We start from the raw sequence: 24,348 nt of genomic DNA, 5'->3' as shown, positions 1-24,348 counted from the left end.
GCGTAAGGATGATTCGCTGCGCGCCCCCTTCAGGGTCACCCTGACGGGCGTTCAGGTTGCTAAAGCAGCCTGTGTGCCCTGCCCGGATTCAGGCAGACAAATTAAACAGCCTATCAGGATAGGCGCAAAGTTAAGGAGTGATGTATGGAACAGTCAAACAGCTACAGCGTGTGGTTCGTCATCGGCACACAGCACCTCTACGGGGCGGAAACTTTACGCCAGGTTGAACAACATGCCCGTCAGGTCGTTGAAGGTCTTAATCAGACTGGTTTACCGCTTCGTCTGGAACTGAAACCGCTGGTGAAATCGCCGGATGAAGCGCTGGCCCTGTGCCGTGACGCCAATTTCGACCCGCAGTGCGTCGGTATCATCACCTGGCTGCACACTTTCTCCCCGGCCAAAATGTGGATTGGGGGCCTGAGCATTCTTAACAAGCCGCTGCTGCAGTTCCATACCCAGTTCAATGCAGAGATCCCATGGGATAGCATGGACATGGACTTTATGAACCTGAACCAGACGGCGCACGGCGGTCGCGAGTTCGGCTTCATTGGCGCGCGGATGGGCCTGCAACACAGCGTGGTCACGGGGCACTGGCAGGACAGCGCCAGTCAGCAGCGTCTGGGAAACTGGATGCGTGCAGCCCTGGCGAAACAGGAAAGCCAGCAGCTGAAAGTGGCCCGTTTTGGCGATAACATGCGTGAAGTGGCCGTCACTGAAGGTGATAAAGTGGCCGCCCAGATTCAGTTCGGCTATGCGGTTAATGGCTGGGGCGTCGGCGATCTGGTTGAGGTCATAAACGGCGTCAGCGACGGTGACGTAAACGCGCTGATTGACGAATATGAGAGCCTCTACCGCTTTACGGATGTCGCTGCGTCCGGCGGTGAAAAACGCCAGAACGTGCTGGATGCCGCGCGTATCGAGCTCGGCCTGACCCGTTTTCTGGAAGCGGAAGGCTGCCACGCCTTTACCACCAATTTCCAGACACTGCACGGCATGACACAGCTGCCAGGCCTGGCGGTTCAGCGCCTGATGGCGAAGGGTTATGGGTTTGCAGGCGAAGGTGACTGGAAAACCGCTGCCCTGCTGCGCATTTTCAAAGTCATGGCCGGAGATCGTAAAGGTGGCACCTCATTTATGGAGGATTACACCTATCACTTCTCACCGGGCAACGATCTGGTGCTCGGCTCACACATGCTTGAAGTCTGCCCGTCGATCGCCATCGAAGAGAAGCCATTAATCGATGTGCAGTTCCTGGGCATCGGTGACAAAGCCGATCCGGCACGCATGATCTTCTCCACGCCAGCGGGCCGGGCAATCAACGCCAGCGTGATCGACATGGGCGATCGTTTCCGTTTGCTGGTGAACGTCGTTGATGCAATTGAACAGCCAAAACCGCTGCCGAAGCTGCCAGTGGCACGCGCTCTGTGGAAAGCCCAGCCGTCACTGGCGACCGCTTCCGAAGCGTGGATTCTGGGCGGCGGCGCACACCATACGGTATTCAGCCAGGCGCTGACGCTGGAGGATATGTATCTGTACGGCGAAATGAACGACATCGAAGTGCTGGTGATTGATGAGCACACCCGGTTGCCCGCGTTTAAAGATGCGCTGCGCTGGAATGAAGCGTACTACCGCCTGAAACGTTAATCAGGGATCAGCGGTGCCTTTCTCCTCTGCGATACACGAAGTGCAGGGGTTGAAAGGCGCCCTGTTTCAACCCTAATGCCATGCGATCCGGAACAGCGGCGTGCCGTAAAGTCGCGGTTAATTCCTTCCTCAGGCCCGCCACCCTCACGTTCAGTAACGCTACTTCTGCTCATAAAGCAGCACCCAAGCCCGACCGGGAAAGAAACGCCACCTCAGCCCTTAAAGCCGCACCCAAGCCCGACCGCGCAGGAATTGTATGCCTGAAGAGCAAAGCGTCCGCGCCAGGGATGGCGTGGCCGATCCGCAGGGATGCGGGAATCCTTTGCGATCGGGCATACCTTTCCTGACCTGCACCCCAGCCACCCGCGAGGGTTCGCTTTCTAACACCCTACATACAGACTTCTGCCCGTACACTCCGAACAGCCGATTCCCCTGCGTAAGGAAACTCCACCTCAGCCTTAAAGCAGCACCCAAGCCCGACCGGGCAGGAATGGTATGCCTGAAGAGCAAAGCGTCCGCGCCAGGGATGGCGTGGCCGATCCGCAGGGAAGCGGGAATCCTTTGCGATCGGGCATACCTTTCCTGACCGGCCCCCCAGCCACCCGCGAGGGTTCGCTTTCTAACACCCTACATACAGACTTCTGCCCGTACATTCCGAACAGCCGACTCTCCTGCGTAAGGAAACTCCACTTCAGCCTTAAAGCAGCACCCAAGCCCGACCGGGAAGGAAAAGTATGCCTGAAGAGCAAAGCGTCCGCGCCAGGGATGGCGTGGCCGATCCGCAGGGATGCGGGAACCCTTTGCGAACGTGCATGCCTTTCCTGCCCTTGCGCCTCAGCCCCCGCGATGCGTTGTTTTCTGACACCACGCAGACAGATTTATGCCCGAACAAAAGACCTGCTACCCGCGTGCCGGATGGCACGCAATGGAACAGCGGCAAATCATGGGTGAAATGGTTACGGTGAGGGTGCTTTATCTGGCGCAACAAAAAGGCGGCTCCTGAGAGCCGCCTTTTAATCTCAAACTGAATAATCAGGAAGTGAGTCGCTTAACCGGGGCGTTCTGCTGACGATCCCAGATCACCGTCAGTAACCGCTGCAGGGCAATAAACGCAAACAGCAGAATCCCGATAGCGATCTTGGTCCACCACGAACTCAGCGTGCCGTCGAAATTGATCCAGGTCTGAATCAGTCCCTGAATCAGCACGCCAAACAGTGTTCCCAGCACCGTGCCGACGCCACCCGACAGCAGCGTTCCCCCAATCACCACCGAGGCAATCGCATCCAGCTCCACACCCAGTCCGGCCAGCGCATAACCCGCTGAGGTATAGATCGAAAACACGATCCCGGCCAGCGTCGCCAGCGTGGTAGAAAGCATATAGATTTTGATGGTGGTAGCGCGGGTTGATACGCCCATCAGCTGCGCCGATGTCAGGTTGCCGCCGATGGCATAAACCCGGTTACCAAAACGCGTACGGTGCGCCAGCATAATTCCACCGACCACCACCACCAGCATAATCACCGCCAGCAGGCTGAGGCGCCCGCCGCCCGGCACTTTCCACGCCAGACTCGAAAGCAGGGTATAAAACGGATGATCGATGGGAATCGAGTTCTCCGATACCAGATAGCTGCAGCCGCGCAGGAAAAACATCCCTGCCAGGGTAATAATAAAGGCCGGGATCTTCAGCGCATCAATCAGCCAGCCCATCATCGCCCCGAACAGCGCCCCCAGCGACAGAATCAGCGCAAACGCCAGCAGCGGATCGAGATGGAAATCGCCAATCGCCCGCGCCAGAAACACGCCGGTAAACGCGATTACCGCGCCAACTGACAAATCGATCCCGCCGGATAAAATCACAAAGGTCATACCCACAGCGATAATGCCCAGGAAAGCGTTATCGGTCAGAATGTTGCAGATGACCCGGGTAGAGGCGAAGCCCGGAAACTGGCTCAGACAGAACAGATAACCCGCCACAAACACCAGCAGCGTAATCATCAGCGGAAGATGACGTTTAATCATGTCGGACGTCTCCGTTTCAGCATCGCAATAAACCGCGGTGACTGCAGTAACAGCACGCACATCACCACCACCGCTTTCACCACCTGATTCAGCTCAGGCGGGAAGCCGGAGAGCAGAATCCCGGTATTCATCGACTGGATAATCAGCGCGCCAATCAGCGACAGTACCAGATTGAAGCGACCGCCCATCAGCGACGCACCACCAATGACTACGGCCAGAATCGCATCCAGCTCCAGCCACAAACCGGCATTATTGGCATCCGCGCCACGAATATCTGCCGCTACGATCAGTCCGGCAACGGCGGCACAGACGCCGCTGATCGCATAGGTGGACATCACCACCAGCCAGCCGGTCACACCCGCGTTGCGGGCGGCACGCAGATTAATGCCCACTGCTTCAATAAACAGGCCCAGCGCGGTCCTGCGGGTCAGCAACCAGACCGCCAGCGCCACCACCAGGGTGATCCAGACCGGCACAGGCAACATCCACAGCGAGCCGTTACCAAACCAGCCAAGACTGTCGCTATCGAAGGTCACAATCTGCCCCTGGGTAATCAGCTGCGCGATACCGCGTCCGGCCACCATCAGAATCAGCGTGGCCACGAACGGCTGGATCCGCAATAGCGCCACCAGCACCCCATTCCACAACCCACAGAGTAAGCCGGTACCCAGCGTCGCTAGGATAATAAAGGGCACGCCGTGGCCGGCCACCGTCAGCGTGGCGGCAGTCGCACCCGCGATGGCCATCACCGCGCCGACAGAGAGATCGATACCGCCCGTGGCGATCACCAGCGTCATCCCGATCGCCAGCAGCGCCACCGGTGCCGCACGGTTAAGAATATCGATCGGACTGCCGAACAGACGCCCATCCTGCAAATGCACGGCGAAAAAGTTACTGGCGACCAGGCTGTCTATCAACAGCACCAACAGCAGCGCGGCAATCTGTGGCATCCCGGATGGGAATTTCAGCTTACGACGAGGCGTTTTTTCAGATGACATAGGCGACTCAAGCATGTTGTACCCCTCCGTCCGCGATAGCATTGACGATCGACGCCACGGAAAGCTGCTCCAGCGGAATCTCTGCCACCTGCTTCAAATCGCGCATAATCAATACCCGATCGGCATAACCCACCAGCTCTTCGAGTTCAGAGGAGATGACCAGCAGCGCCAGACCATCGGCGCACAGGGATTCAATCAGACGAATAATCTCAGCGTGCGCGCCTACATCAATGCCGCGCGTCGGTTCGTCGAGGATCAGAAACTGTGGCTTCGTGACCAGCCAGCGCGACAGCAGCACCTTCTGCTGATTGCCGCCTGATAACAGCTCCACCGGCTGCTCAGCGTGCGGCGTACGAATACCCAGACTTTTGATAAAACGGTCGGCAATCGCCTGCTGCTCGCGTCGTTTAATCGGCCTCAACCAGCCTCGCTGCGCCTGCAGCGCGAGAATGATATTTTCCCGCACCGACGCCGCGCCAATAATCCCGTCCGTCTTGCGATCTTCCGGACAAAACCCCATTCCCAGCTGAGAGGCTTTCGCCGGGTTGGTGATGCGCTGCACTTTGCCCTTGATCTTCGCCGTTCCGCGATCGGCACGGCGGATACCAAACAGCACCTCAGCAGTTTCGGTACGACCCGATCCCAGCAGTCCCGCGAGCCCCACCACTTCGCCGGGACGCACGGCCAGGTTAAAGGGCTCGATGGTGCCTTTCCGTCCGTAATCTTCAAATGACACCACCGGCTGATTACTGCGCAGCGTGCTGCCCTGCCGCTGCAGCGCCGTCTCCAGCAGTTCACGCCCCAGCATCAGCTTGATAAGCTCAATCTGCGGCAGCGTGGCGGTGTCGCGGGTGGCGATATATTGCCCGTTACGCAGCACGGTAATCCGGTCGGTAATCCGGTACACCTGGTCAAGAAAGTGGGTCACAAAAATCAGGCTCATCCCGCGGGATTTCAACTGCGTCATCAGGGTAAACAGCATTTCGACTTCGCTGGCATCGAGGCTGGCAGTCGGCTCATCGAGGATTAACACTTGCGCCGACAGATCAACTGCACGGCAGATAGCAATAATCTGCTGCATCGCCACCGAATAATGGCCCAACGGACGGGTGACATCGAGGGAGAAGCCATAATTCCGCATCAGGGCGTCGGCATCACGCACCATCCGGCGACGGTCAATCAGACCAAAGCGACGCGGCTCACGGCCAATGTAAAGGTTATCCGCCACCGACATGTTCGGCAGCATATTCACTTCCTGATAGACAGTGCCGATGCCCATATCCTGCGCCTGCGCCGTATTGTGCGGCATGATCGGTTGACCGTTCAGGGTAATGGTGCCGGCATCGCGGCTGTAAACGCCGGTCAGCACTTTGATCAGGGTCGATTTGCCGGCACCGTTTTCACCCAGCAGCGCCATGATCTCCCCTTTGCGAATATCAAAGGAGACATTACTGAGGGCCTTAACGCCGGGAAAACTTTTGCTGATGCCCTGGATGGATAACAGCGGTGTTTCACTTTGCGTAGTCATTCTGCGCACTCCGCCTTACGTCAGGAAAAAACCGCCCCGTAGGGCGGTCTGCGGCCGTTCTGAGGCTGACAGATGAATCAGTAACCCATGCCTTTTTTGGTTTCCAGCTCCTTCTCCGCGTCGGCAGGCAGGAACAGCTTCGATTCGGTCTTGATCACTTTTGGCGGCAGCGTGCCATCTTTCTTAAATTTCTCCAGCGCATCAAAGGCCGGACCCGCCATGTTTGGGGTCAGCTCCACGTTGGCGTTAGCCTCTCCTGCCAGCATGGCTTTGTAGATATCCGGAACACCATCAATCGAGCCGGTCAGAATATCTTTGCCTGGTTTCAGCCCCGCTTCTTTAATCGCCTGAATGGCCCCGATCGCCATATCATCGTTGTGCGCGTAGACCATACAGATGTTTTTGCCGTTGTTCTCCGCCTTGATAAAGCTCTCCATTACCTCTTTACCTTTGCTGCGGGTAAAGTCGCCCGACTGCGAACGGATCACTTTGATATTTGGATGGTTGCTGATGGCTTCCGCAAAGCCTTTCTTACGATCGATCGCCACGCTGGCACCCACGGTGCCCTGCAGTTCAACTACGTTACACTGCTTATCGCCCACTGTTTTCACCAGCCAGTCGCCGATCAGCTTGCCTTCGAGCACGTTGTCCGCCGTCACCACCGACTGGTAAAGCGATTTGTCTTTTACCACAATGGCACGGTCCAGCAGATAGACCGGAATTTTGGCATCTTTTGCTTCTTCCAGTACCGGTTCCCAGCCAGTCTGCACCACCGGGGCGATGAAAATGGCATCCACGCCCTGCGCAATGAATGAGCGGACAGCCTTGATCTGATTCTCCTGTTTCTGCTGACCATCGGCGATTTTCAGGGTAATGCCCCGTTTTTTAGCTTCACTTTTCGCGACATTGGTTTCCGCCGAACGCCAGCCAGATTCAGAACCGACCTGCGAGAAGCCCACCGTCATATCTGCAGCGAGCACCGGGCCGGTTAACGCAGCACTGACCAGCGTGGTCAGAAGTAAACGTTTCCACATAGTTTTTATCCTCTGAAAGGCGATTGCTGTTTAGGGTAGAGAGCTTGCTTAGACTGGACTAAAAAAGGGTGCATAATGGCGACACACTTCACAAATCAGAGCAATTTAAAGGAGTTACGTGCAGGATGACGGCTTCGCTGAGGGTGCTGCTATGGATAAAATGGCTGAAAAACGTAAATGTAGCCGTTAAATAATTGTAATAAACAGAGGCGCTTATGATTCCTGTTGCTGGAAGCGATTACAGGCAGGCGTACAAAATGGGTTATTACGCCTGCCATTAACAAAAACCGGGTTTTGTGACTGGCCGCACACTCCCCGTCTGGCCCGCTTCTGTCGCGAAACGTTTCTCTGGTAACAAGGGACACCTGCCCGCTTATGCCTGATTCAAAAGGTGAAAAATAGGGCACTAATTTGCAGAAGAGTGTGAAGCAAATAAAAAGAGTATTTTATATCACAGTTAATCACGTCGGTTATCTGACTAAAATGGTGGATTTTAAAGGTCACTCCCAGGTTCAGGCGCAGAAATAAAAGCTTTCAGCCAGATAAACCGGCAGATAGGAGAGGTTAATGACCGATAATGTGTTTTTGTCTGATTTTTGCCTTTTTTCACGTTTGCCATCTGGACAGCTAAAGCCTGCCCCCTATACTGAGCACACCTTTGTTACTTCTCTCTGTAATGGCAATGATGACTGCGCACGATTACCTGCTTAAATTCCGCAAAGTAAATAACTCAGACAGTCTGGAAAAACTTTTTGATCACCTCAATTACTCTCTGACCAATGATTTGGACATCATTAATATGTACCGGGCTGCCGATCATCGACGCGCTGAACTTGCCTCGGGCGGTCGGTTATACGATCTGGGCTGCGTTCCGAAAACGGTATGGCGCTACGTGGTGTGATGTCTGACTGATTTTTCGCTGTTTTTGCCTCTGACTCTGTCCGGATGGGCGCGCCCTTCTGGACATGTTATTCTGCTGCGCTTCACCTCTCCCGGATAGGAATAACGACGATGAATGAACAGGTTGCTGCGCCGCGTATTGGTGGCTGGCTTCTGCTACCGCTGGCCTGGCTGATAATGACCCTGTTAACCACTGTTCTGGTGCTGGCGATGTATCTGACCCCCCTGTTTAATCCGGAATGGCGTGTGGCGCTGTTTTCCCATGGCAGTACGCTGCTCTCTTACTGGGCCATTTCTTTGCTGACCGCCGTTGCCGTCTGGGCGTACAGCCTCTGGATCAGCTGGCTGTTCTTTAAACGCTCCCGTCGTCTGCCACGCCATTATCTGCTCTGGCTGCTGATTACCGTCCTGCTGGCACTGAAAACCTTTGCCTTTACGCCGGTAGCTGATGGCCGCGCCCTCCAGACATTGCTGCTGTCGTTGCTCGCCGCGGCGGTCTTTGCGCCCTATTTCAAACGTTCTGTACGGGTGAAAACGACCTTCATTGCGCCCTGACGTCGTAAGTTATGCCAGGAATTTAATTCTGAGTGCGGTCTGCCGCCCGGCAGAGGGTGCGGGTGTTGAGATACGCCGCGCTATCCACGATAATAAGCCGCTTTCCGGCTCCCAGGCGAAAAAATGACCGATTATCTGCTTCTCTTTGTTGGCACCGTGCTGGTGAATAACTTCGTGCTCGTGAAGTTTCTCGGCCTGTGTCCCTTTATGGGCGTTTCCAAAAAACTGGAAACGGCGATTGGCATGGGCCTTGCCACAACATTTGTGATTACGCTGGCCTCGATCTGTGCCTGGCTGGTCAACCATCTGATCCTGCTGCCGCTGGACCTGGTTTATCTGCGCACCATGGCCTATATCCTGGTGATCGCCGTCGTCGTGCAGTTCACCGAAATGGTTGTGCGTAAAACCAGCCCGTCGCTCTATCGTCTGCTGGGGATTTTTCTGCCGCTGATTACCACCAACTGTGCAGTGCTGGGCGTGCCTTTGCTGAGCGTCAATCTGAATCACACCTTCCTGCAGGCGGCCCTTTACGGTTTCAGTGCTTCGATTGGCTTCTCGCTGGTGATGGTGCTGTTCGCCGGTATGCGCGAGCGTCTGGTGCTGGCCAATATCCCTGCACCGTTCAAAGGCAACTCAATCGCCCTGATTACCGCAGGCCTGATGGCACTGGCGTTTATGGGCTTCAGCGGGCTGGTGAAATTCTGATGACCGCGATCTGGATTGCTGTTGCTGTATTAAGTGCGCTGAGCCTGGTGTTCGGTGCCCTGCTGGGTTACGCCTCGCGCCGCTTTGAGGTGGAAGAAGATCCTATCGTTGAGCAGATTGATGCCCTTCTGCCGCAGAGCCAGTGTGGCCAGTGTGGCTACCCAGGCTGCCGTCCCTATGCGGATGCAGTGGGTAATAACGGTGAGGCGATCAATAAATGCGCGCCCGGCGGCGAACAGACCATGCTTAAGCTGGCTGCGCTGCTCAACGTGGATCCACAGCCGATTGACGGCGATGACGCGGCGAAAGAGCCGGTACGCACCGTCGCTTTTATTGACGAAGCTAACTGTATCGGCTGCACGAAATGTATTCAGGCCTGCCCGGTGGATGCGATTGTCGGGGCAACCCGCGCCATGCATACCGTGCTGAGCGATGTCTGTACCGGCTGCGATCTCTGCGTCGCGCCCTGCCCGACTGACTGTATTGAAATGCGACCCGTTGCCACCACGCCAGCCAACTGGAAGTGGGATTTGAATACCATTCCTGTACGGGTCATTCCGGTAGAAACTCATGCTTAATCTGTTTAACTTCCTGAAAAAAGAGAAGGTCTGGGATTTCGAGGGCGGCATTCATCCGCCTGAAATGAAAACTCAGTCAAACGGCACGCCGCTCAGCGAACTGCCTTTGCCGCACCGTTTTATTATTCCACTTAAACAGCATATCGGACACGAAGGCGAGATCTGTGTGGTGCCCGGCGACCGGGTGCTGCGCGGTCAGCCGCTGACCTTTGGCACGGGCCGTATGCTGCCCGTCCATGCGCCCACGTCAGGCGTTATTGATGCGATTGGTCAGCACATGACCGCTCATCCGTCGGGGCTGTCAGAACTCTGCATTTTCCTGACGCCCGATGGCGAGGATCGCTGGATCCCGCGCAATCCGCTACCTGACTACCGCCAGCATTCCCGCGCCGATATCGTGCAGCGTATTCACGATGCGGGTGTGGCGGGTCTCGGCGGTGCGGGCTTTCCGACTGCCACCAAACTGAAAGGCGGGCTGCGGGGCGTCAATACCCTGATTATCAACGCGGCAGAGTGCGAACCTTATATCACCGCCGACGATCGCCTGATGCAGGATCATGCCGCTGAAGTGCTGGAAGGCAGCCGTATTCTCGCGTGGGTTCTGCAGGCCGAGCGGGTGTTGATTGGCATCGAGGATAATAAACCTGAAGCGATTGCCGCACTGAAGCAGGCGCTGGGCAGTGAGCGAGACCTGCAGATTCGCGTTATTCCGACAAAATATCCCTCAGGCGGTGCGAAACAGCTGACCCGTATCCTGACCGGCAAAGAAGTGCCGCACGGCGGGCGTTCGACCGATATCGGCGTGCTGATGCAGAACGTCGGTACGGCCTGGGCTGTTAAGCGGGCCATCATCAACGGCGAACCGATTACTGAACGTGTGGTGACGCTGACTGGCGAGGCCATCGCCCAGCCGCGAAACGTCTGGAGTCGACTGGGCACGCCCATCAGTCATCTGCTGCATCATGTCGGCTTTACCCCTGCTTCACGACAGATGGTCATCATGGGCGGGCCGCTGATGGGCTTTACCCTGCCATCGCTGGATGTGCCGGTGGTGAAAATCACCAACTGTATTCTTGCGCCCTCTGCCTCTGAGATGGGAAATAACGAGGAAGAGCAGTCCTGCATCCGCTGTTCGGCCTGCGCCGACGCCTGCCCGGCCAAACTGCTGCCGCAGCAGCTCTACTGGTACAGCCAGGGCGGCGATCACGATAAAGCCCGCGCCCACCATATTGATGACTGCATCGAATGTGGGGCATGCGCCTATGTCTGCCCGAGTAATATTCCGCTGGTGCAATATTACCGTCAGGAAAAGGCCGAACTGCGCGCTATCGATCTGGAAGCGAAACGTACGCTGGAAGCAAAAGCCCGCTTTGAAGCTCGTCAGGCACGACTGGAACGCGAAAAGCAGGCGCGTGAAGCGCGTCATGAAGAGGCGAAACAGCGGGTTGCCCGTTCCGACAGCGGTGAACTGGCCGCTGCGAAAGCGCGGGTGAAAGCCCGTCAGACGACCGAGCCGGATGAAGCCACGCTGGAAGCACAGCGCGAGGCTCGTCATGCCCAGGCGCGCCTGCGTCAGGCAGAGGCGCAGGCTGAAACCCAGCCAGTGACCCGTCAGTCGGTCGATCCGCGTAAAGCTGCGGTTGAAGCTGCGATTGCCCGCGCCAAAGCGAAGAAAACGGTGGAGAAGCCTGCAGACGTTGCGTCAGAGGCCGCAGCCGTATCGGAGGCCGCAACCGATCCGCGTAAAGCTGCCGTCGAAGCCGCTATCGCCCGCGCTAAGGCGAAGAAGGCCGCGCAGGCGGAAGGCGCAGAGGCGGCATCAGACACCGATAACGCAGCCGCGACGGAGGCCCCAGCCGATCCGCGTAAAGCTGCTGTCGAAGCTGCCATTGCCCGCGCTAAAGCGAAGAAGGCCGCACAGGCAGAAGGCGCAGAGGCTGCACCAGGCACCGATAACGCAGCCGCGACGGAGGCCCCAGCCGATCCGCGTAAAGCTGCTGTCGAAGCTGCTATCGCCCGCGCTAAAGCGAAGAAGGCCGCACAGGCAGAAGGCGCAGAGGCGGCAGCAGGCACCGATAACGCAGCCGCGACGGAGGCCCCAGCCGATCCGCGTAAGGCTGCCGTCGAGGCCGCTATCGCCCGCGCTAAGGCGAAGAAAGCCGCACAGGCAGAAGGCGCAGAGGCGGCACCAGCTGCCGACAGTGCAGCCGCACTGGACGCCGAAACCGATCCGCGTAAGGCTGCTATCCAGGCGGCCATCGCCCGCGCTAAGGCGAAGAAAGCCGCACAGGCAGAAGGCGCAGAGGCGGCACCAGCTGCCGACAGTGCAGCCGCACCGGACGCCGAAACCGATCCGCGTAAGGCTGCTGTCGAGGCCGCCATTGCCCGTGCTAAAGCGAAGAAAGCCGCGCAGGCGGAAAGCGCAGAGGCGGCACCAGCTGCCGACAGCGCTGCCGGAATCGCGCCGCATCCCGACAGTGCAGCCGCACCGGACGCCGAAACCGATCCGCGTAAGGCTGCTATCCAGGCGGCCATCGCCCGTGCCAAAGCGAAAAAGGCCGCACAGGCGGAACGTGAAGCAGATGCCGCCTCACGCGATGCCGCTGCCCTGGCGACCGCCGCGCATTTTGCAGTGGAAAACGCAGAACAGGCTCAGGAGCAGGCCAACAACGCGAACGCTGAACCGGAACAGGCACCTGAACTGAATCAACCCGACGATGCGCGTAAAGCTGCAATTGCTGCTGCCATCGCTCGTGCCAAAGCGCGTAAAGCGCAGTCGTCTACGACGCTTGAGGATTAAATGGCTTTTCGTATCGCAAGTTCTCCCTATACCCACAACCGCCGCAGCACCGGCAATATTATGCTGCTGGTGGTGCTGGCTGCGGTGCCAGGTTTCGCTGCACAGTGTTACTTCTTTGGTTACGGCACCTTTATTCAGGTTATCCTGGCGACGCTGACTGCCTGGCTGACCGAGGCGGCCATTCTGCGACTGCGCAAAGCTCCCATTGCCTCAACCCTGGCGGACAATTCTGCCCTGCTGACGGCCGTCCTGATCGGTATCAGCCTGCCGCCGCTGGCCCCCTGGTGGCTGGTCGTCGTCGGCACCTTGTTTGCGGTGGTGATTGCGAAACAGCTCTATGGCGGTCTGGGCCAGAACCCGTTCAATCCGGCGATGGTTGGCTATGTGGTGCTGTTGATCTCCTTCCCGGTGCAGATGACCAGCTGGCTCCCGCCTGACACGCTGCAGGCCATCCGGCCTACGCTGATGGATACGCTGAGCATGGTCTTCCACGGCCATACACTGGCGGGCGACACCATGCAGCAACTGCAGCTGGGCGTCGATGGTGTCAGCCAGGCTACACCGCTCGATACCTTTAAAACCGGCCTGCGCGCCGGACACACAGCCGGACAGCTGCTGGCGCAGCCGATCTACAGCGGCGTGCTGGCGGGTCTGGGCTGGCAGTGGGTCAATGTGGGCTATCTGGCTGGTGGCCTGTTCCTGCTGTGGAAAAAGGCGATTCGCTGGCATATCCCTGCGGCCATGCTGCTGTCGCTGGCCTGCTGTGCCATGCTGGGCTGGATCTTCTCTCCTGGCTCGCTCAATAGCCCGCTGATTCACCTTTTCTCGGGTGCAACCATGCTGGGAGCGTTCTTCATCGCCACCGATCCGGTCACCGCGTCGACCACCAACCGCGGACGTCTGCTCTATGGCGCGCTGATTGGTCTGCTGGTCTGGCTGATCCGCAGCTTCGGCGGCTATCCCGATGGCGTCGCCTTTGCCGTGCTGCTGGCAAACATCTGCGTGCCGCTGATTGACTACTATACCCAGCCGCGCGTTTACGGCCATCAGAAGGATTAAGCGATGCTGGAGACGATTCGTAAGAACGGGGTGACGCTGGCGGTTTTCGCGGCGATTACCACAGCCGCCACTGCCGTGGTCAACACGGTGACCAAACCGACCGTGGAGCATCAGACCCTGCTGCAGCAGAAAAACCTGCTGGATCAGGTGGTGCCTGCCGACATGTATGACAACAACATCCAGCAGGATTGTTACGTTGTCACAGACAATGCGCTGGGTAACGATGCGCCACACTCTCTCTTTGTGGCACGCAAAGGCGGCCAGCCGGTTGCGGCGGCGCTGGAGACGACTGCGCCCGACGGTTATTCTGGTGCCATACAGATGCTGGTCGGCGCCGATTTCCAGGGTAAAGTGCTCGGCGTGCGGGTAATCGAACACCATGAAACACCGGGCCTGGGTGACAAAATCGAGCTGCGCATCTCCGACTGGATTAACAGTTTCAATGGTAAAGTGGTTCATGGCCCGGCAGACAAGGCTTTTGCCGTTAAAAAAGATGGTGGCGAATTTGACCAGTTCACCGGTGCTACTATTACCCCACGCGCGGTGGTCAATGCGACGAAACGCACCGCGCTGTTGATGAAAACCCTTCCGGAGAGACTCTCTTCGTTACCCGCATGTGGAGACGCAAATGAGTGAAGCAAAAAGTCTGCTGGTCGGCGGATTGTGGAAAAATAACTCCGCGCTGGTTCAGCTACTGGGCCTCTGCCCGCTGCTGGCGGTCACCGCCACCGCCACCAATGCGCTGGGGTTAGGCCTCGCGACCACGCTGGTGCTGACGCTGACCAATAGTTTTATCTCCGCTTCCCGGCGCTGGGTGCCGTCTGAAATCCGTATCCCGATTTATGTCATGATCATCGCCTCGGTGGTGAGCTGCGTACAGATGCTGATCAACGCCTATGCTTACGGGCTTTATCAGTCGCTGGGGATCTTTATCCCGCTGATTGTCACCAACTGTATTGTGGTAGGCCGTGCGGAAGCCGTCGCCTCAAAAAGCTCGATTCCGCTTGCGGCGCTGGATGGCTTCGCCATCGGCATGGGAGCAACCTGCGCCATGGTGGTTCTGGGTTCCCTGCGTGAAATTATCGGCAGCGGCACGCTGTTTAACGGGGCCGATCAGCTGCTTGGCCCGTGGGCGAAATCGCTGCGCATTGAAGTAGTGCATTTCGACTCACCTATGCTGCTGGCCATGCTGCCGCCGGGTGCCTTTATCGGTCTTGGCATGATGCTGGCAGGTAAATACCTGATCGATCAAAAGATGAAACAGCGGGCTGCCCTGCGGGCGCAGGCAGCTGAAACCGCTGCGCCACAAAATGGCGTTGGGAAAGCCGTGTGAATCAGACCAAACGTACTGAGATTCTGCGCCGGCTGCAGCAGAACAATCCGCATCCGACCACCGAACTCGCTTTCAGCTCACCCTTTGAGTTGCTGATCGCGGTACTACTCTCGGCGCAGGCAACCGATGTCAGCGTCAACAAGGCCACCGCGAAGCTCTATCCGGTGGCGAATACCCCCGCCGCGATGCTGGCGCTGGGCGTGGAAGGCGTTAAGTCCTACATTAAAACCATCGGCCTGTTTAACAGCAAAGCGGAAAATGTCATTAAGACCTGCCGCATTCTGCTTGAGCAGCATAACGGTGAGGTGCCGGAAGATCGCGCCGCGCTTGAGGCCCTGCCTGGCGTGGGCCGCAAAACCGCCAACGTGGTGCTCAATACTGCCTTTGGCTGGCCGACTATCGCTGTCGATACCCATATCTTCCGCGTCAGCAACCGCACGAAGTTTGCACCGGGCAGGAACGTCGAAGAAGTGGAGCAGAAGCTGCTGAAGGTGGTGCCTGCGGCCTATAAGGTTGACTGCCATCACTGGCTGATCCTGCACGGTCGCTATACCTGCGTGGCGCGCAAACCCCGCTGCGGCTCTTGCCTGATCGAAGATCTCTGCGAGTTTCCCGACAAAACGGAGTAACGGTTTTAATCCCCGACCCGCTTCGGCGGATTTTGCTTTGCTGCCCCGCCTTTTTCCCCTGCCGGTTCACTTCTGTGCCATGCCAGCCTGAAAGGCAACACGGTTTGTCGGGTTGTTACGCAGAGGGTGATAATGGAAAATCGCCGCCCCCGATTATAAGAAATGTTATGCCACGGTAAGCAATGTCATGAATAAACGTCCCTCTGCCGGGAAGCACGCGCTGCGCCTGTTTCTGGCGCGACTCTGGCCGCATCCGCTGGCGGTAAGCAAAAAGCATATCGTCATCGCCGGACTGGGTGCCGGCACCGGACTGATGCTGACCAGCCTGCTGAGCCACTGGATGCTGGGCGAACTGAACCTGTGGTTTGTCGCGCCGGTCGGCGCATCGGCCGTGCTACTGTTTGGCGTACCGGCCAGTCCGCTGGCGCAGCCGTGGGCCATCGTCGGCGGTAACAGCCTCTCTGCGCTGACGGGCGTTGTGGTTTGTCAGCTCATTCCCGATTCGGCCATCGCCTGCGGCGTTGCGGCCTGCGTCGCCATACTTTTGATGTTTCAGCTGCGCTGTCTGCATCCGCCCGGCGGCGCGGTCGCGCTGACCGCCATTCTGGGCGGCCCGGCGGTGCAGCAACTGGGCTATCACTTCGTGCTGACGCCCGTTCTGCTTAATTCCCTGATTCTGGCGCTGCTCGCACTGCTGTTTAACAATCTGGCGGGGCGGCGCTATCCGCATCCGCTGGCACCCGAAGAGGTGAAGCCCGGGCCAGTCGCGATGCCGGTTCCGCTGACGCGTGACGACCTGCAGCAGGCACTGCAGGGGGGTGAGCTACTGGATATTGATGAGGATGATTTGCAGGCGCTGCTGCTGCGTGCGGAAGAGATTGCCCAGCGCCGTCAGTTCAGCTGAAGAACCGGATGACAGCCTGTCAGGCGTGCCCGGACACCTCACTCGTTTGTGACAGTGTCACCAAAGAGGCTATACCGACCTGCCCTCAGCGCTGCGCCAGCGCGGCCTGCATCCAGGCCATCACCAGCGGTGAGCGTTTTTGCTGCAGCGCCGCCCGTTCCGACTGGAACAGCGTTGCCACAAAAAAGGGATGCCCTGGCAACTCCACGCCGCGGACGTCACCCGCCTCATCCCAGGCCGTTATCCGTAGTGTCTTCTCGCCCAGCGCCGCGCTGAAGGCCGGGTTAACGCCAAAGTTGCAGTGATAGCCCTCATCGCTCTCAAGCGCGCCGTAGGCGGTGGCGATACGCGACCCCGGTTCGAATCTTACCGTACCGCGCTGCTCCACCAGCGAACAACTTAACGGGGCGATGACGCTGCGTCCGCCGGTGTCGGTTTCGGCATGACCGGCATCCTGCCAGCCCAGGACGTTGCGGGCATATTCGATTACCGCGTACTGAAATCCGCCACAGGAGCCCAGGAAAGGCTGGCCGCTTTCACGCGCCCAGCGGATAGCGTCATAGACGCCGCTGTCGTTGTGATAGGGACTGCCCGGCACCACCCAGAGCGCATCGCCCGCTGTCAGGTCGGTTTCATCGAGTCGTTCGGTGGCGACCCAGGTGGTTTCAGCAGTGATGCTCAGGCTGCGGGCAGCACGCTCGATGGCAAGGGGAATGGCCTGGTGAGCGACCGCGCTGGCGCGGTAGTCTCCCACCAGAAAGAGACGCAGAAATGACATGGGCAGATCCTTTTCTGGGAAAACAGAAGGTTACACGAACGTTAATTTTTTGTCATTTATTGCCTTTGTGAAGGAGACAATGCGGCGAGCCAAGCGGCGGATTCAGTCTCTGCGCGCCGTTTATGACAGGCGAATTCACGCTATCCTGCGCGTCAGTGATGGATTTCACTTCTCTGACGGCGTGAAGCAATCGTTTTCTTTTTTTGCTTATTGAATTAAATCCCTGAATTGCGGGACCGATCGCGCATCGTGTATTTTTTCAGCGATCCGGAGCGCATAATGGTCACTCTTTGTTCAGATCGCTGGAAAAAATCGCTGTGACTGCTCATCTGTGCTGACGACAGGCGCCCTGGTAAACGATTCATCCACAGATTCCTCTGTTAGCAGTTAATATCAATTTCTTCCAGCACCCTGCTGTGATTCAGTCGTTTTCTGCTGATCCAGCCCTTACCATCAAAATTAAAATCTAATCAACAGCTTGTTCTGCGGTTTTTAACGCTACATTATCAGCTCAGGCTGGTTGTCAGAAAATTCTTGCCCTGCCGCCCGTAATCAGCCAAATTAGTCCCCCCTTTTCCCTTCTAATAACAATCTTGCGCGTGGAAAACTCACACGACGCAGACTTAATTGCTGTCCCGAAACAGGGTATGAAAAACTGAGGTACATGTGTCAACTGCAAACAAACACACTGATGAGGCTGTCAGTCTCAATGCGTTTAAACAGCCAAAGGCGTTTTACTTAATCTTCTCGATTGAGTTATGGGAGCGTTTTGGCTTCTATGGCCTGCAGGCCATCATGGCGGTTTATCTGGTGAAGCAGCTGGGGTTGTCTGAATCAGACTCTATCACCCTGTTCTCTTCATTCAGTGCGCTGGTTTATGGACTGGTCGCCATCGGCGGCTGGCTGGGCGATAAGGTACTGGGCACCAAGCGCGTGATCGTGCTGGGCGTGCTGGTTCTGGCGCTGGGGTATGCGCAGGTGGCCTTCTCCGGCCATAACGTCAGCATCGTCTACACCGGTATGGCGACGATCGCCGTGGGTAGCGGCCTGTTTAAGGCGAACCCCTCGTCGCTGCTTTCAACCTGCTATGAAAAAGATGACCCGCGTATCGACGGTGCTTTCACCATGTTCTATATGTCGATCAACATCGGTTCGCTCTTCTCAATGATGCTGACACCGTGGCTGGCGGCAAAATATGGTTACAGCGTGGCCTTCTCGCTCTGCGTCATCGGCCTGGTCATCACTCTGTTCAACTTCCTGTTCTGCAAACGCATGGTGAAGGATTATGGCTCTAAGCCGGACTTCGCGCCGCTGCAGGTTGGAAAACTGCTGATGACGCTGGTTGGCGTGGTCGTGCTGATCGCCCTGGCCAACTGGATGCTGCATCATCAGACTATCGCCCGTGTGGTGCTGGCGGTGATTGCGCTGGGCATCGTGCTGGTCTTCGCTAAAGAAGCCTTTGCACTGCAGGGCGCGGCACGCCGTAAGATGATCGTGGCCTTTCTGCTGATGGTCGAAGCGATCCTGTTCTTCGTGCTCTATATGCAGATGCCAACCTCACTCAACTTCTTTGCTATCCGCAACGTTGAGCACAGCATTCTCGGCATTACGTTTGCGCCCGAGCAGTTCCAGGCGCTGAACCCGTTCTGGATCATGCTGGCCAGTCCGCTACTGGCGGCGCTCTACAACAAGCTGGGCGATAAGCTGCCGATGCCGCACAAGTTTGCCCTCGGTATGGTACTCTGCTCCGGTGCCTTCCTGGTGCTGCCGGTAGGGGCAAAATTTGCCAGCGACGCCGGTATCGTTTCCGTTAACTGGCTGATCCTGAGCTATGCGCTGCAGAGTATCGGTGAGCTGATGATCTCGGGTCTTGGCCTGGCGATGGTGGCGCAGCTGGTGCCTCAGCGTCTGATGGGCTTTATTATGGGCTCCTGGTTCCTGACCACCGCTGGCGCGGCAGTGATTGCCGGTAAAGTGGCTAACCTGATGGCGGTGCCGGAAAACGTCACCGATCCGCTGATCTCCCTCGCGACCTACAGCCGGGTGTTCCAGCAGATCGGTATCGTCACGGCGGTCATCGCCCTGCTGATGCTGATCACGGCTCCGCTGCTGAACCGGATGACCCTGGACAGTGACGCGAAAAAATAGCGCACAGACCTGATCATCACATAACGACTCAGCCGGGCTCTGCCCGGCTTTTTTGTGGCCAATCACCTCATCGCGCAGATCCCTGATCCTTATCACTGGTAATTCAATCCCGACTCTTTACTATGCTGTGATCCCATTGCAACAAGGAGTACATGGTCATGAAACTGTTTTGCAAAGCAGGAGCCTGCTCTCTCTCTCCCCACATTGTTATGCGCGAATGCGGGCTCGACTTTACGCAGGTTAATGTCGACCTGGCCACCAGACTCACCGAACAGGGCGATGACTTTCGCCAAATCAATCCCAAAGGCCAGGTGCCTGCGCTGCAGTTCAGCGACGGCAGCGTGCTGACCGAAGGCGTAGCGATTGTGCAGTATCTGGCGGATCTCAAACCCGACCGCCATCTGCTGGCCCCGGTCGGCAGCCTGACCCGCTATCACACTGTGGAGTGGCTCAGCTACATTGGCAGTGAGTTGCACAAAAGCTTCGGCCCGCTGTTCCGTCCCGGCTACCCCGACGAGGTGAAAGCGCAAATCCGCAGCCAGCTGGAAGCGAAGTTTCGCTATGTGGATGAGTCATTGCGTGACAGACAGTGGCTGATGGGGCTGCATTTCAGCGTGGCAGATGCTTATCTGTTTGTGGTGACGCGCTGGGCAAAAGCGCTGGGACTGGATTTGTCCGGCCTGACGGCGCTGGAAACCTGGTTTGAACGCGTTGCGGAACGGCCTGCGGTGCAGGCGGCGCTAGAGGCGGAAGGGTTAGTCTGAGAGAACAGGGCCGGTTAACCGGCCCTGTTGCATTACAGTTTTTCTGCCGCGAAGTGCTGCACAGGCGTGGCGATAGCCTCCTGCGCCGCGACCAGCTGCAGCTCATATTCGCCCATCTGATGGGTTTTCAGCATCACCTCATAAACCGCCGCCGTAACGTGTTCCAGCGCATCCTGCAGTGATTTGCCGTGCAGCAGATTCACCAGCAGCAGGCCGCTGGTCAGATCACCGACGCCAACCGGCTGACGTACGCCGAAATCGACCAGCGGACGGCTGATGTGCCAGGCGTCCTCCGCCGTGACCAGCAGCATCTCAAAGCGATCGCTGCGGCGACCGGCGCGCGCAAGATGTTTCACCAGCACGACGCGTGGCCCCTGGGCAATCAGTGCCCGCGCAGCGTCGACTGCCGCGTCAACATCCTTCACGGTGCGTTCGCTCAGCATCTCCAGCTCAAGCAGGTTCGGCGCGATGATGTCGCTGGCGGGCATCGCCATTTTGCAGTGAAACTCCGCCACGCCCGGTGCCACAATGCAGCCTTTTTCAGGGTGGCCCATGACCGGATCGCAAAAGTACCAGGCGTTGGGATTTGCCGCTTTTACCTGACGAACAATCTGCAGAATCTGTTCGCCCTGCTCTGCCGATCCCAGATAGCCGCTCAGCACCGCGTCACAGGTCTTCAGGCGGTCGATGTCAGCAATACCTTTTACGATGTCGGTTAAATGCGTTGCCGGCATCACCGTACCGGTCCAGTGGCCATATTGCGTATGGTTGGAAAACTGCACGGTATTCAGCGGCCAGACGTTGGCGCCCAGACGACGCATCGGAAACTCAGCCGCCGCGTTACCGGCATGACCAAAAACAACATGCGACTGAATCGCTAAAATATTTTTCACTTGTTTGCCCTGTCTGCCTTGCCATAAAAAAGGGCCGGAAACCGGCCCTGAACGCTTACTGCCAGTTAATCAGACAGTAGTGTTTCTTGCCGCGACGCAGCAGCGTATAGCGATTAAACAGTTTGTCGCTGTCGCTGAAGCGGTACTCCGCATCGGATTGCTTCTCGCCGTTCAGAGAGACGGCATTTGAGCCGATCATCGTACGCGCCTGACCGCGGGATGGCACAAGCTCAGCTTTCACCAGCGCCTGCTGCAGGTCGTCTTCTGCGCTCAGCGCGATGGTTGGCATGCCATCCTGCGCCAGCTGCTCGAAGTCCGCTTCGGTCATGTCGCTGACGGAGCCGGAGAAGAGGCTGGCCGTAATACGTTTTGCCGCCGACAGGCCCGCTTCACCATGCACCAGGCGCGTCACCTGCTCTGCCAGCACATATTGTGCCCGTGGCGCGGCGCCACTGTTTTTATCCTCTTCTTCCAGCGCATTGATCTCGTCAATGCTCATAAAGGTGAAGAATTTCAGGAAGCGATAGACATCCGCATCGGCGGTGTTGATCCAGAACTGATAAAACTTGTACGGACTGGTTTTCTTCGCATCCAGCCAGACTGCGCCACCTTCGGTTTTACCAAATTTGGTGCCGTCAGACTTGGTGATCAGCGGAACGGTCAGGCCGAAGACCTGGTTCTGATGCAGACGACGGGTCAGATCGATACCGGAGGTAATGTTGCCCCACTGGTCAGAACCGCCGATCTGCAGGGAGACGCCGTGGCGCTCGTTCAGGCAGGCAAAGTCATAACCCTGCAGCAGATTGTAGGAGAACTCGGTAAAGGAGATGCCCTGGTCGTCACGGTTCAGACGCTGCTTCACCGCTTCTTTGTTAATCATCTGATTAACGGAGAAGTGCTTGCCGATGTCACGCAGGAAGGTCAGCACGTTCATGCTGCCAAACCAGTCGTAGTTGTTGGCAGCGATGGCGCTGTTACTGCCACAATCGAAGTCGAGGAACGGGGCCACCTGCTGGCGGATCTTTTCAACCCATTCACCGACGGTTTCGCTGGTATTAAGTTTACGCTCTGCGGCTTTGAAGCTCGGGTCGCCGATCAGGCCGGTTGCGCCCCCGACCAGTGCCACCGGCTTATGTCCGGCATCCTGAAAACGCTTCAGGCAGAGCAGCGGTACCAGATGGCCCAAATGCAAGCTGTCAGCAGTGGGGTCAAAGCCGCAATAGAGCGAAATTGGCCCCTGCGCCAGTTTCTCTGTTAACGCGTCTTCGTCCGTCACCTGGGCGATAAGGCCCCTCTCCTGCAATTGTTGTATCAGGTTACTGCTGGTCATTACTGACTCCAAATTGATCAGACTGCACCTATGCTGGTACACAGCTTTCCGCTGAGTTGCGGAACCAAAAAAATGAGGGCTATAGCATAAAGCGCTGACGCTTTCTGTGCCAGCGCTGATAGGGGGGAATCGTGCAGATTCAGGGGGCCAGACGGTCGATTTTCCAGCCATCGTGGTCGCGCTGATAGATGAAGCGATCGTGAAGGCGATGTTCGCCGCCCTGCCAGAACTCCATCGTATGAAATTTCACCCGGTAGCCGCCCCAGAAGCTCGGCAGTGGCACATCGCCCTGCTGGAACTTCTGTTTAAGCTCAAGGAACTTTCCTTCCAGAATTCCGCGCGCCGAAATCCGGCTCGACTGCTTCGACACCCAGGCTCCAATCTGACTGTCGCGCGGACGGCTGTGGAAATACTTCAGCACCTCCAGCGGCGACAGTTTTTCCACCTCGCCCAGCACCATCACCTGACGCTCCAGAAAGTGCCAGGGGAAATGCAGACAGATGCGCGGGTTCTGCGCCAGCTGCAGCGCTTTGCGGCTGCCGAGGTTGGTGTAAAACACCATGCCCTGGGCATCGAAATGTTTCAGCAGCACAATACGCTGCCAGGGCTGGCCCGTTTCATCCACCGTGGCCACCGTCATGGCCGTGGGATCGGGCAGTTTCGCCTCACAGGCCTGGTTCAGCCACTGTTCAAACAGCACGAGCGGGTTATCCGGCAGATCCTTACGACGCAGGCCGCCCCGGGTATATTCACGCCGCAGATGGGCAATGGTGTGTAGCGTTTCGCTGTCACTCATGATGCTCGCCTATTCAGATAAAAAGTCAGCTGGCAGGTTGCAGCTCACAGTCATTGACGACAATTTTATCGTTACGTTCGATAAACGCGCCGTTACCTTTGGACCAGAAAACATAGGTGCCGTCGCTGTAGCGGGCGCCGGACGCTGATACTGTCTGCTTCAGCGTCAACGGCTGGCCATCCATGATGAAGCTGACCTGTTCCTTCTTCTCATCCAGCGTGACGGTCAGAGGCAGGGTTCCGCAGCGATAGTGCAGTGTCTGCGCTGCCGGTGGCTCTTTATGCATCAGGCTACAGCCCGACAGCAGCAGGCCTGCAGCTACGGTTAATCCTTTCAACATAAGCGGGTCTCCTTTACGAGTGAAGCGGGCATTATAAAAAGGATTGGGCGTGAAGTAAGTGAGAATTGACGCCAATCGGGCTAATGAGGTCAGCCTGCATGAATTATTGCGCATTTTCAGGTGGTTGTCCGAATGCATAGCCACTATTCTCAGGCTACGCTCTATACATCTTAAGCAAGGGGAATGAGAGATGAAATTTGATAACGAAGATGCGTTTAAGCTGGCCGTGGCGTTTATGCACCACAAAGAGAATGCCACTGTCGCCAGCAGCTACTTTAAAACCTTTATCGATACCTATCAGAAATTTGATCGCTGGCTGAGCGCATCCGATCCGGTTAGCGCAATGAAAGCGGAAAAAGCGGCTGCCAAAGCGGGAGAAGACTCCGTGCTCTGATGCGGTTATCCGGGACGACGTTCTGTCGTCCCGGGCTGGCTGCTCCCTGCCATGAAAAGGCCGTCTGTTATCCTGTGACGATGCTGGCCCTCCGCCTGAACAGCTTTCTGAGCTTTTTATTTGCCGCCGCCTTTTTTCTGTTCCATTGGTCAGCGCTGTACGCTACATGGCTATTAACAGTGATACCCTTTGCAATAAATGCGATTTTTCATCGCTGCA

Annotated in this window: 23 protein-coding genes; 14 read left to right on the top strand and 9 right to left on the bottom strand. The window is 57.3% G+C overall.

The genetic code is table 11. The annotated features are described in order from the left end of the window. The first annotated feature begins 144 nt into the window (after positions 1–144). Positions 145–1,644, top strand: a complete 1,500-nt coding sequence (gene araA, locus ACLHDD_RS05865) for an L-arabinose isomerase (RefSeq protein WP_427103327.1) — start codon at positions 145–147, stop codon at positions 1,642–1,644. 1,032 nt (positions 1,645–2,676) lie between these two features. Here the strand turns inward: araA and yjfF are convergent. The 4 genes from yjfF to ytfQ all read right to left on the bottom strand — a co-directional run bounded on the left by yjfF (position 2,677) and on the right by ytfQ (position 7,223). After that, entirely contained in the window at positions 2,677–3,663 is a 987-nt protein-coding gene (yjfF, locus tag ACLHDD_RS05860; RefSeq protein WP_427103326.1) for a galactofuranose ABC transporter, permease protein YjfF, read from the bottom strand. Further along, complete coding sequence (gene ytfT / locus ACLHDD_RS05855) at positions 3,660–4,676, bottom strand: galactofuranose ABC transporter, ATP-binding protein YtfT (RefSeq protein WP_427103325.1); 1,017 nt, start codon at positions 4,674–4,676, stop codon at positions 3,660–3,662. Before ytfT ends, yjfF begins: the two co-directional genes overlap by 4 nt. Continuing rightward, a complete protein-coding gene (locus ACLHDD_RS05850) occupies positions 4,669–6,189 on the bottom strand; it encodes a sugar ABC transporter ATP-binding protein (RefSeq protein ID WP_427103324.1) in 1,521 nt (506 codons plus the stop codon). The genes ytfT and ACLHDD_RS05850 overlap by 8 nt, the downstream gene beginning before the upstream one ends. Before the next feature lie 77 nt (positions 6,190–6,266). Beyond that, positions 6,267–7,223, bottom strand: a complete 957-nt coding sequence (gene ytfQ, locus ACLHDD_RS05845; RefSeq protein ID WP_427103323.1) for a galactofuranose ABC transporter, galactofuranose-binding protein YtfQ — start codon at positions 7,221–7,223, stop codon at positions 6,267–6,269. Between the two features lie 685 nt (positions 7,224–7,908). Here ytfQ and ydgT point away from each other — a divergent pair. The 10 genes from ydgT (at position 7,909) to ACLHDD_RS05795 (ending at position 16,686) form a co-directional block, all read left to right on the top strand. Further along, positions 7,909–8,124, top strand: coding sequence for a transcription modulator YdgT (ydgT, locus tag ACLHDD_RS05840; RefSeq protein ID WP_427105177.1), 216 nt, complete (start codon positions 7,909–7,911; stop codon positions 8,122–8,124). Positions 8,125–8,234: 110 nt separating this feature from the next. Beyond that, positions 8,235–8,678: a DUF2569 domain-containing protein gene (locus tag ACLHDD_RS05835; RefSeq protein ID WP_427103322.1), complete on the top strand. Its 444-nt coding sequence runs from the start codon at positions 8,235–8,237 to the stop codon at positions 8,676–8,678. A 123-nt stretch (positions 8,679–8,801) separates the two neighbouring features. Then, positions 8,802–9,383, top strand: a complete 582-nt coding sequence (gene rsxA / locus ACLHDD_RS05830) for an electron transport complex subunit RsxA (RefSeq protein WP_427103321.1) — start codon at positions 8,802–8,804, stop codon at positions 9,381–9,383. Further along, positions 9,383–9,961 (top strand): electron transport complex subunit RsxB, encoded by a 579-nt coding sequence (gene rsxB / locus ACLHDD_RS05825; RefSeq protein WP_427103320.1) that lies wholly within the window; start codon positions 9,383–9,385, stop codon positions 9,959–9,961. The genes rsxA and rsxB overlap by 1 nt, the downstream gene beginning before the upstream one ends. After that, a complete protein-coding gene (gene rsxC, locus ACLHDD_RS05820; protein ID WP_427103319.1) occupies positions 9,954–12,761 on the top strand; it encodes an electron transport complex subunit RsxC in 2,808 nt (935 codons plus the stop codon). Before rsxB ends, rsxC begins: the two co-directional genes overlap by 8 nt. Next, positions 12,762–13,820: an electron transport complex subunit RsxD gene (rsxD, locus tag ACLHDD_RS05815; protein WP_427103318.1), complete on the top strand. Its 1,059-nt coding sequence runs from the start codon at positions 12,762–12,764 to the stop codon at positions 13,818–13,820. 3 nt (positions 13,821–13,823) lie between these two features. Continuing rightward, a complete protein-coding gene (rsxG, locus tag ACLHDD_RS05810) occupies positions 13,824–14,456 on the top strand; it encodes an electron transport complex subunit RsxG (protein ID WP_427103317.1) in 633 nt (210 codons plus the stop codon). Beyond that, positions 14,449–15,153, top strand: a complete 705-nt coding sequence (locus ACLHDD_RS05805; RefSeq protein ID WP_427103316.1) for an electron transport complex subunit E — start codon at positions 14,449–14,451, stop codon at positions 15,151–15,153. Before rsxG ends, ACLHDD_RS05805 begins: the two co-directional genes overlap by 8 nt. After that, the gene (nth, locus tag ACLHDD_RS05800) at positions 15,150–15,782 is read left to right on the top strand and encodes an endonuclease III (protein ID WP_427103315.1); all 633 of its coding nucleotides are present in this window, start codon (positions 15,150–15,152) and stop codon (positions 15,780–15,782) included. Before ACLHDD_RS05805 ends, nth begins: the two co-directional genes overlap by 4 nt. A gap of 187 nt (positions 15,783–15,969) precedes the next feature. Next, positions 15,970–16,686 (top strand): HPP family protein, encoded by a 717-nt coding sequence (locus ACLHDD_RS05795; RefSeq protein WP_427103314.1) that lies wholly within the window; start codon positions 15,970–15,972, stop codon positions 16,684–16,686. An 85-nt stretch (positions 16,687–16,771) separates the two neighbouring features. Here the strand turns inward: ACLHDD_RS05795 and ACLHDD_RS05790 are convergent, their stop codons facing one another. Beyond that, complete coding sequence (locus ACLHDD_RS05790) at positions 16,772–17,464, bottom strand: CTP synthase C-terminal region-related (seleno)protein (RefSeq protein WP_427103313.1); 693 nt, start codon at positions 17,462–17,464, stop codon at positions 16,772–16,774. A 666-nt stretch (positions 17,465–18,130) separates the two neighbouring features. Between ACLHDD_RS05790 and dtpA the strand changes: the two genes are divergently transcribed. Next, positions 18,131–19,612 carry a dipeptide/tripeptide permease DtpA gene (gene dtpA / locus ACLHDD_RS05785; protein ID WP_427103312.1) on the top strand — a complete coding sequence of 494 codons (1,482 nt, stop codon included), beginning with the start codon at positions 18,131–18,133 and terminating at the stop codon, positions 19,610–19,612. Between the two features lie 158 nt (positions 19,613–19,770). Next, positions 19,771–20,376, top strand: coding sequence for a glutathione transferase GstA (gstA, locus tag ACLHDD_RS05780; protein WP_427103311.1), 606 nt, complete (start codon positions 19,771–19,773; stop codon positions 20,374–20,376). Positions 20,377–20,408: 32 nt separating this feature from the next. On the opposite strand, the gene pdxY is transcribed toward gstA, so the two are convergent. From pdxY to ACLHDD_RS05760, 4 genes are all read right to left on the bottom strand, one after another. Then, a complete protein-coding gene (gene pdxY / locus ACLHDD_RS05775) occupies positions 20,409–21,269 on the bottom strand; it encodes a pyridoxal kinase PdxY (protein ID WP_427103310.1) in 861 nt (286 codons plus the stop codon). 55 nt (positions 21,270–21,324) lie between these two features. Next, positions 21,325–22,599, bottom strand: a complete 1,275-nt coding sequence (tyrS, locus tag ACLHDD_RS05770; RefSeq protein ID WP_427103309.1) for a tyrosine--tRNA ligase — start codon at positions 22,597–22,599, stop codon at positions 21,325–21,327. Positions 22,600–22,738: 139 nt separating this feature from the next. Further along, on the bottom strand, positions 22,739–23,395 hold the full coding sequence (gene pdxH / locus ACLHDD_RS05765; RefSeq protein ID WP_427103308.1) for a pyridoxamine 5'-phosphate oxidase: 657 nt from the start codon (positions 23,393–23,395) through the stop codon (positions 22,739–22,741). A 25-nt stretch (positions 23,396–23,420) separates the two neighbouring features. After that, a complete protein-coding gene (locus ACLHDD_RS05760) occupies positions 23,421–23,735 on the bottom strand; it encodes an MliC family protein (RefSeq protein WP_427103307.1) in 315 nt (104 codons plus the stop codon). 190 nt (positions 23,736–23,925) lie between these two features. On the opposite strand from ACLHDD_RS05760, the gene ACLHDD_RS05755 reads away from it, so the two are divergent. After that, complete coding sequence (locus tag ACLHDD_RS05755) at positions 23,926–24,129, top strand: hypothetical protein (RefSeq protein ID WP_427103306.1); 204 nt, start codon at positions 23,926–23,928, stop codon at positions 24,127–24,129. Positions 24,130–24,348 lie beyond the last annotated feature (219 nt).

Source organism: Pantoea sp. NSTU24 (assembly GCF_050157905.1).
GTDB lineage: Bacteria > Pseudomonadota > Gammaproteobacteria > Enterobacterales > Enterobacteriaceae > Pantoea.
This window is presented reverse-complemented; position numbering and strand designations above follow the sequence as displayed.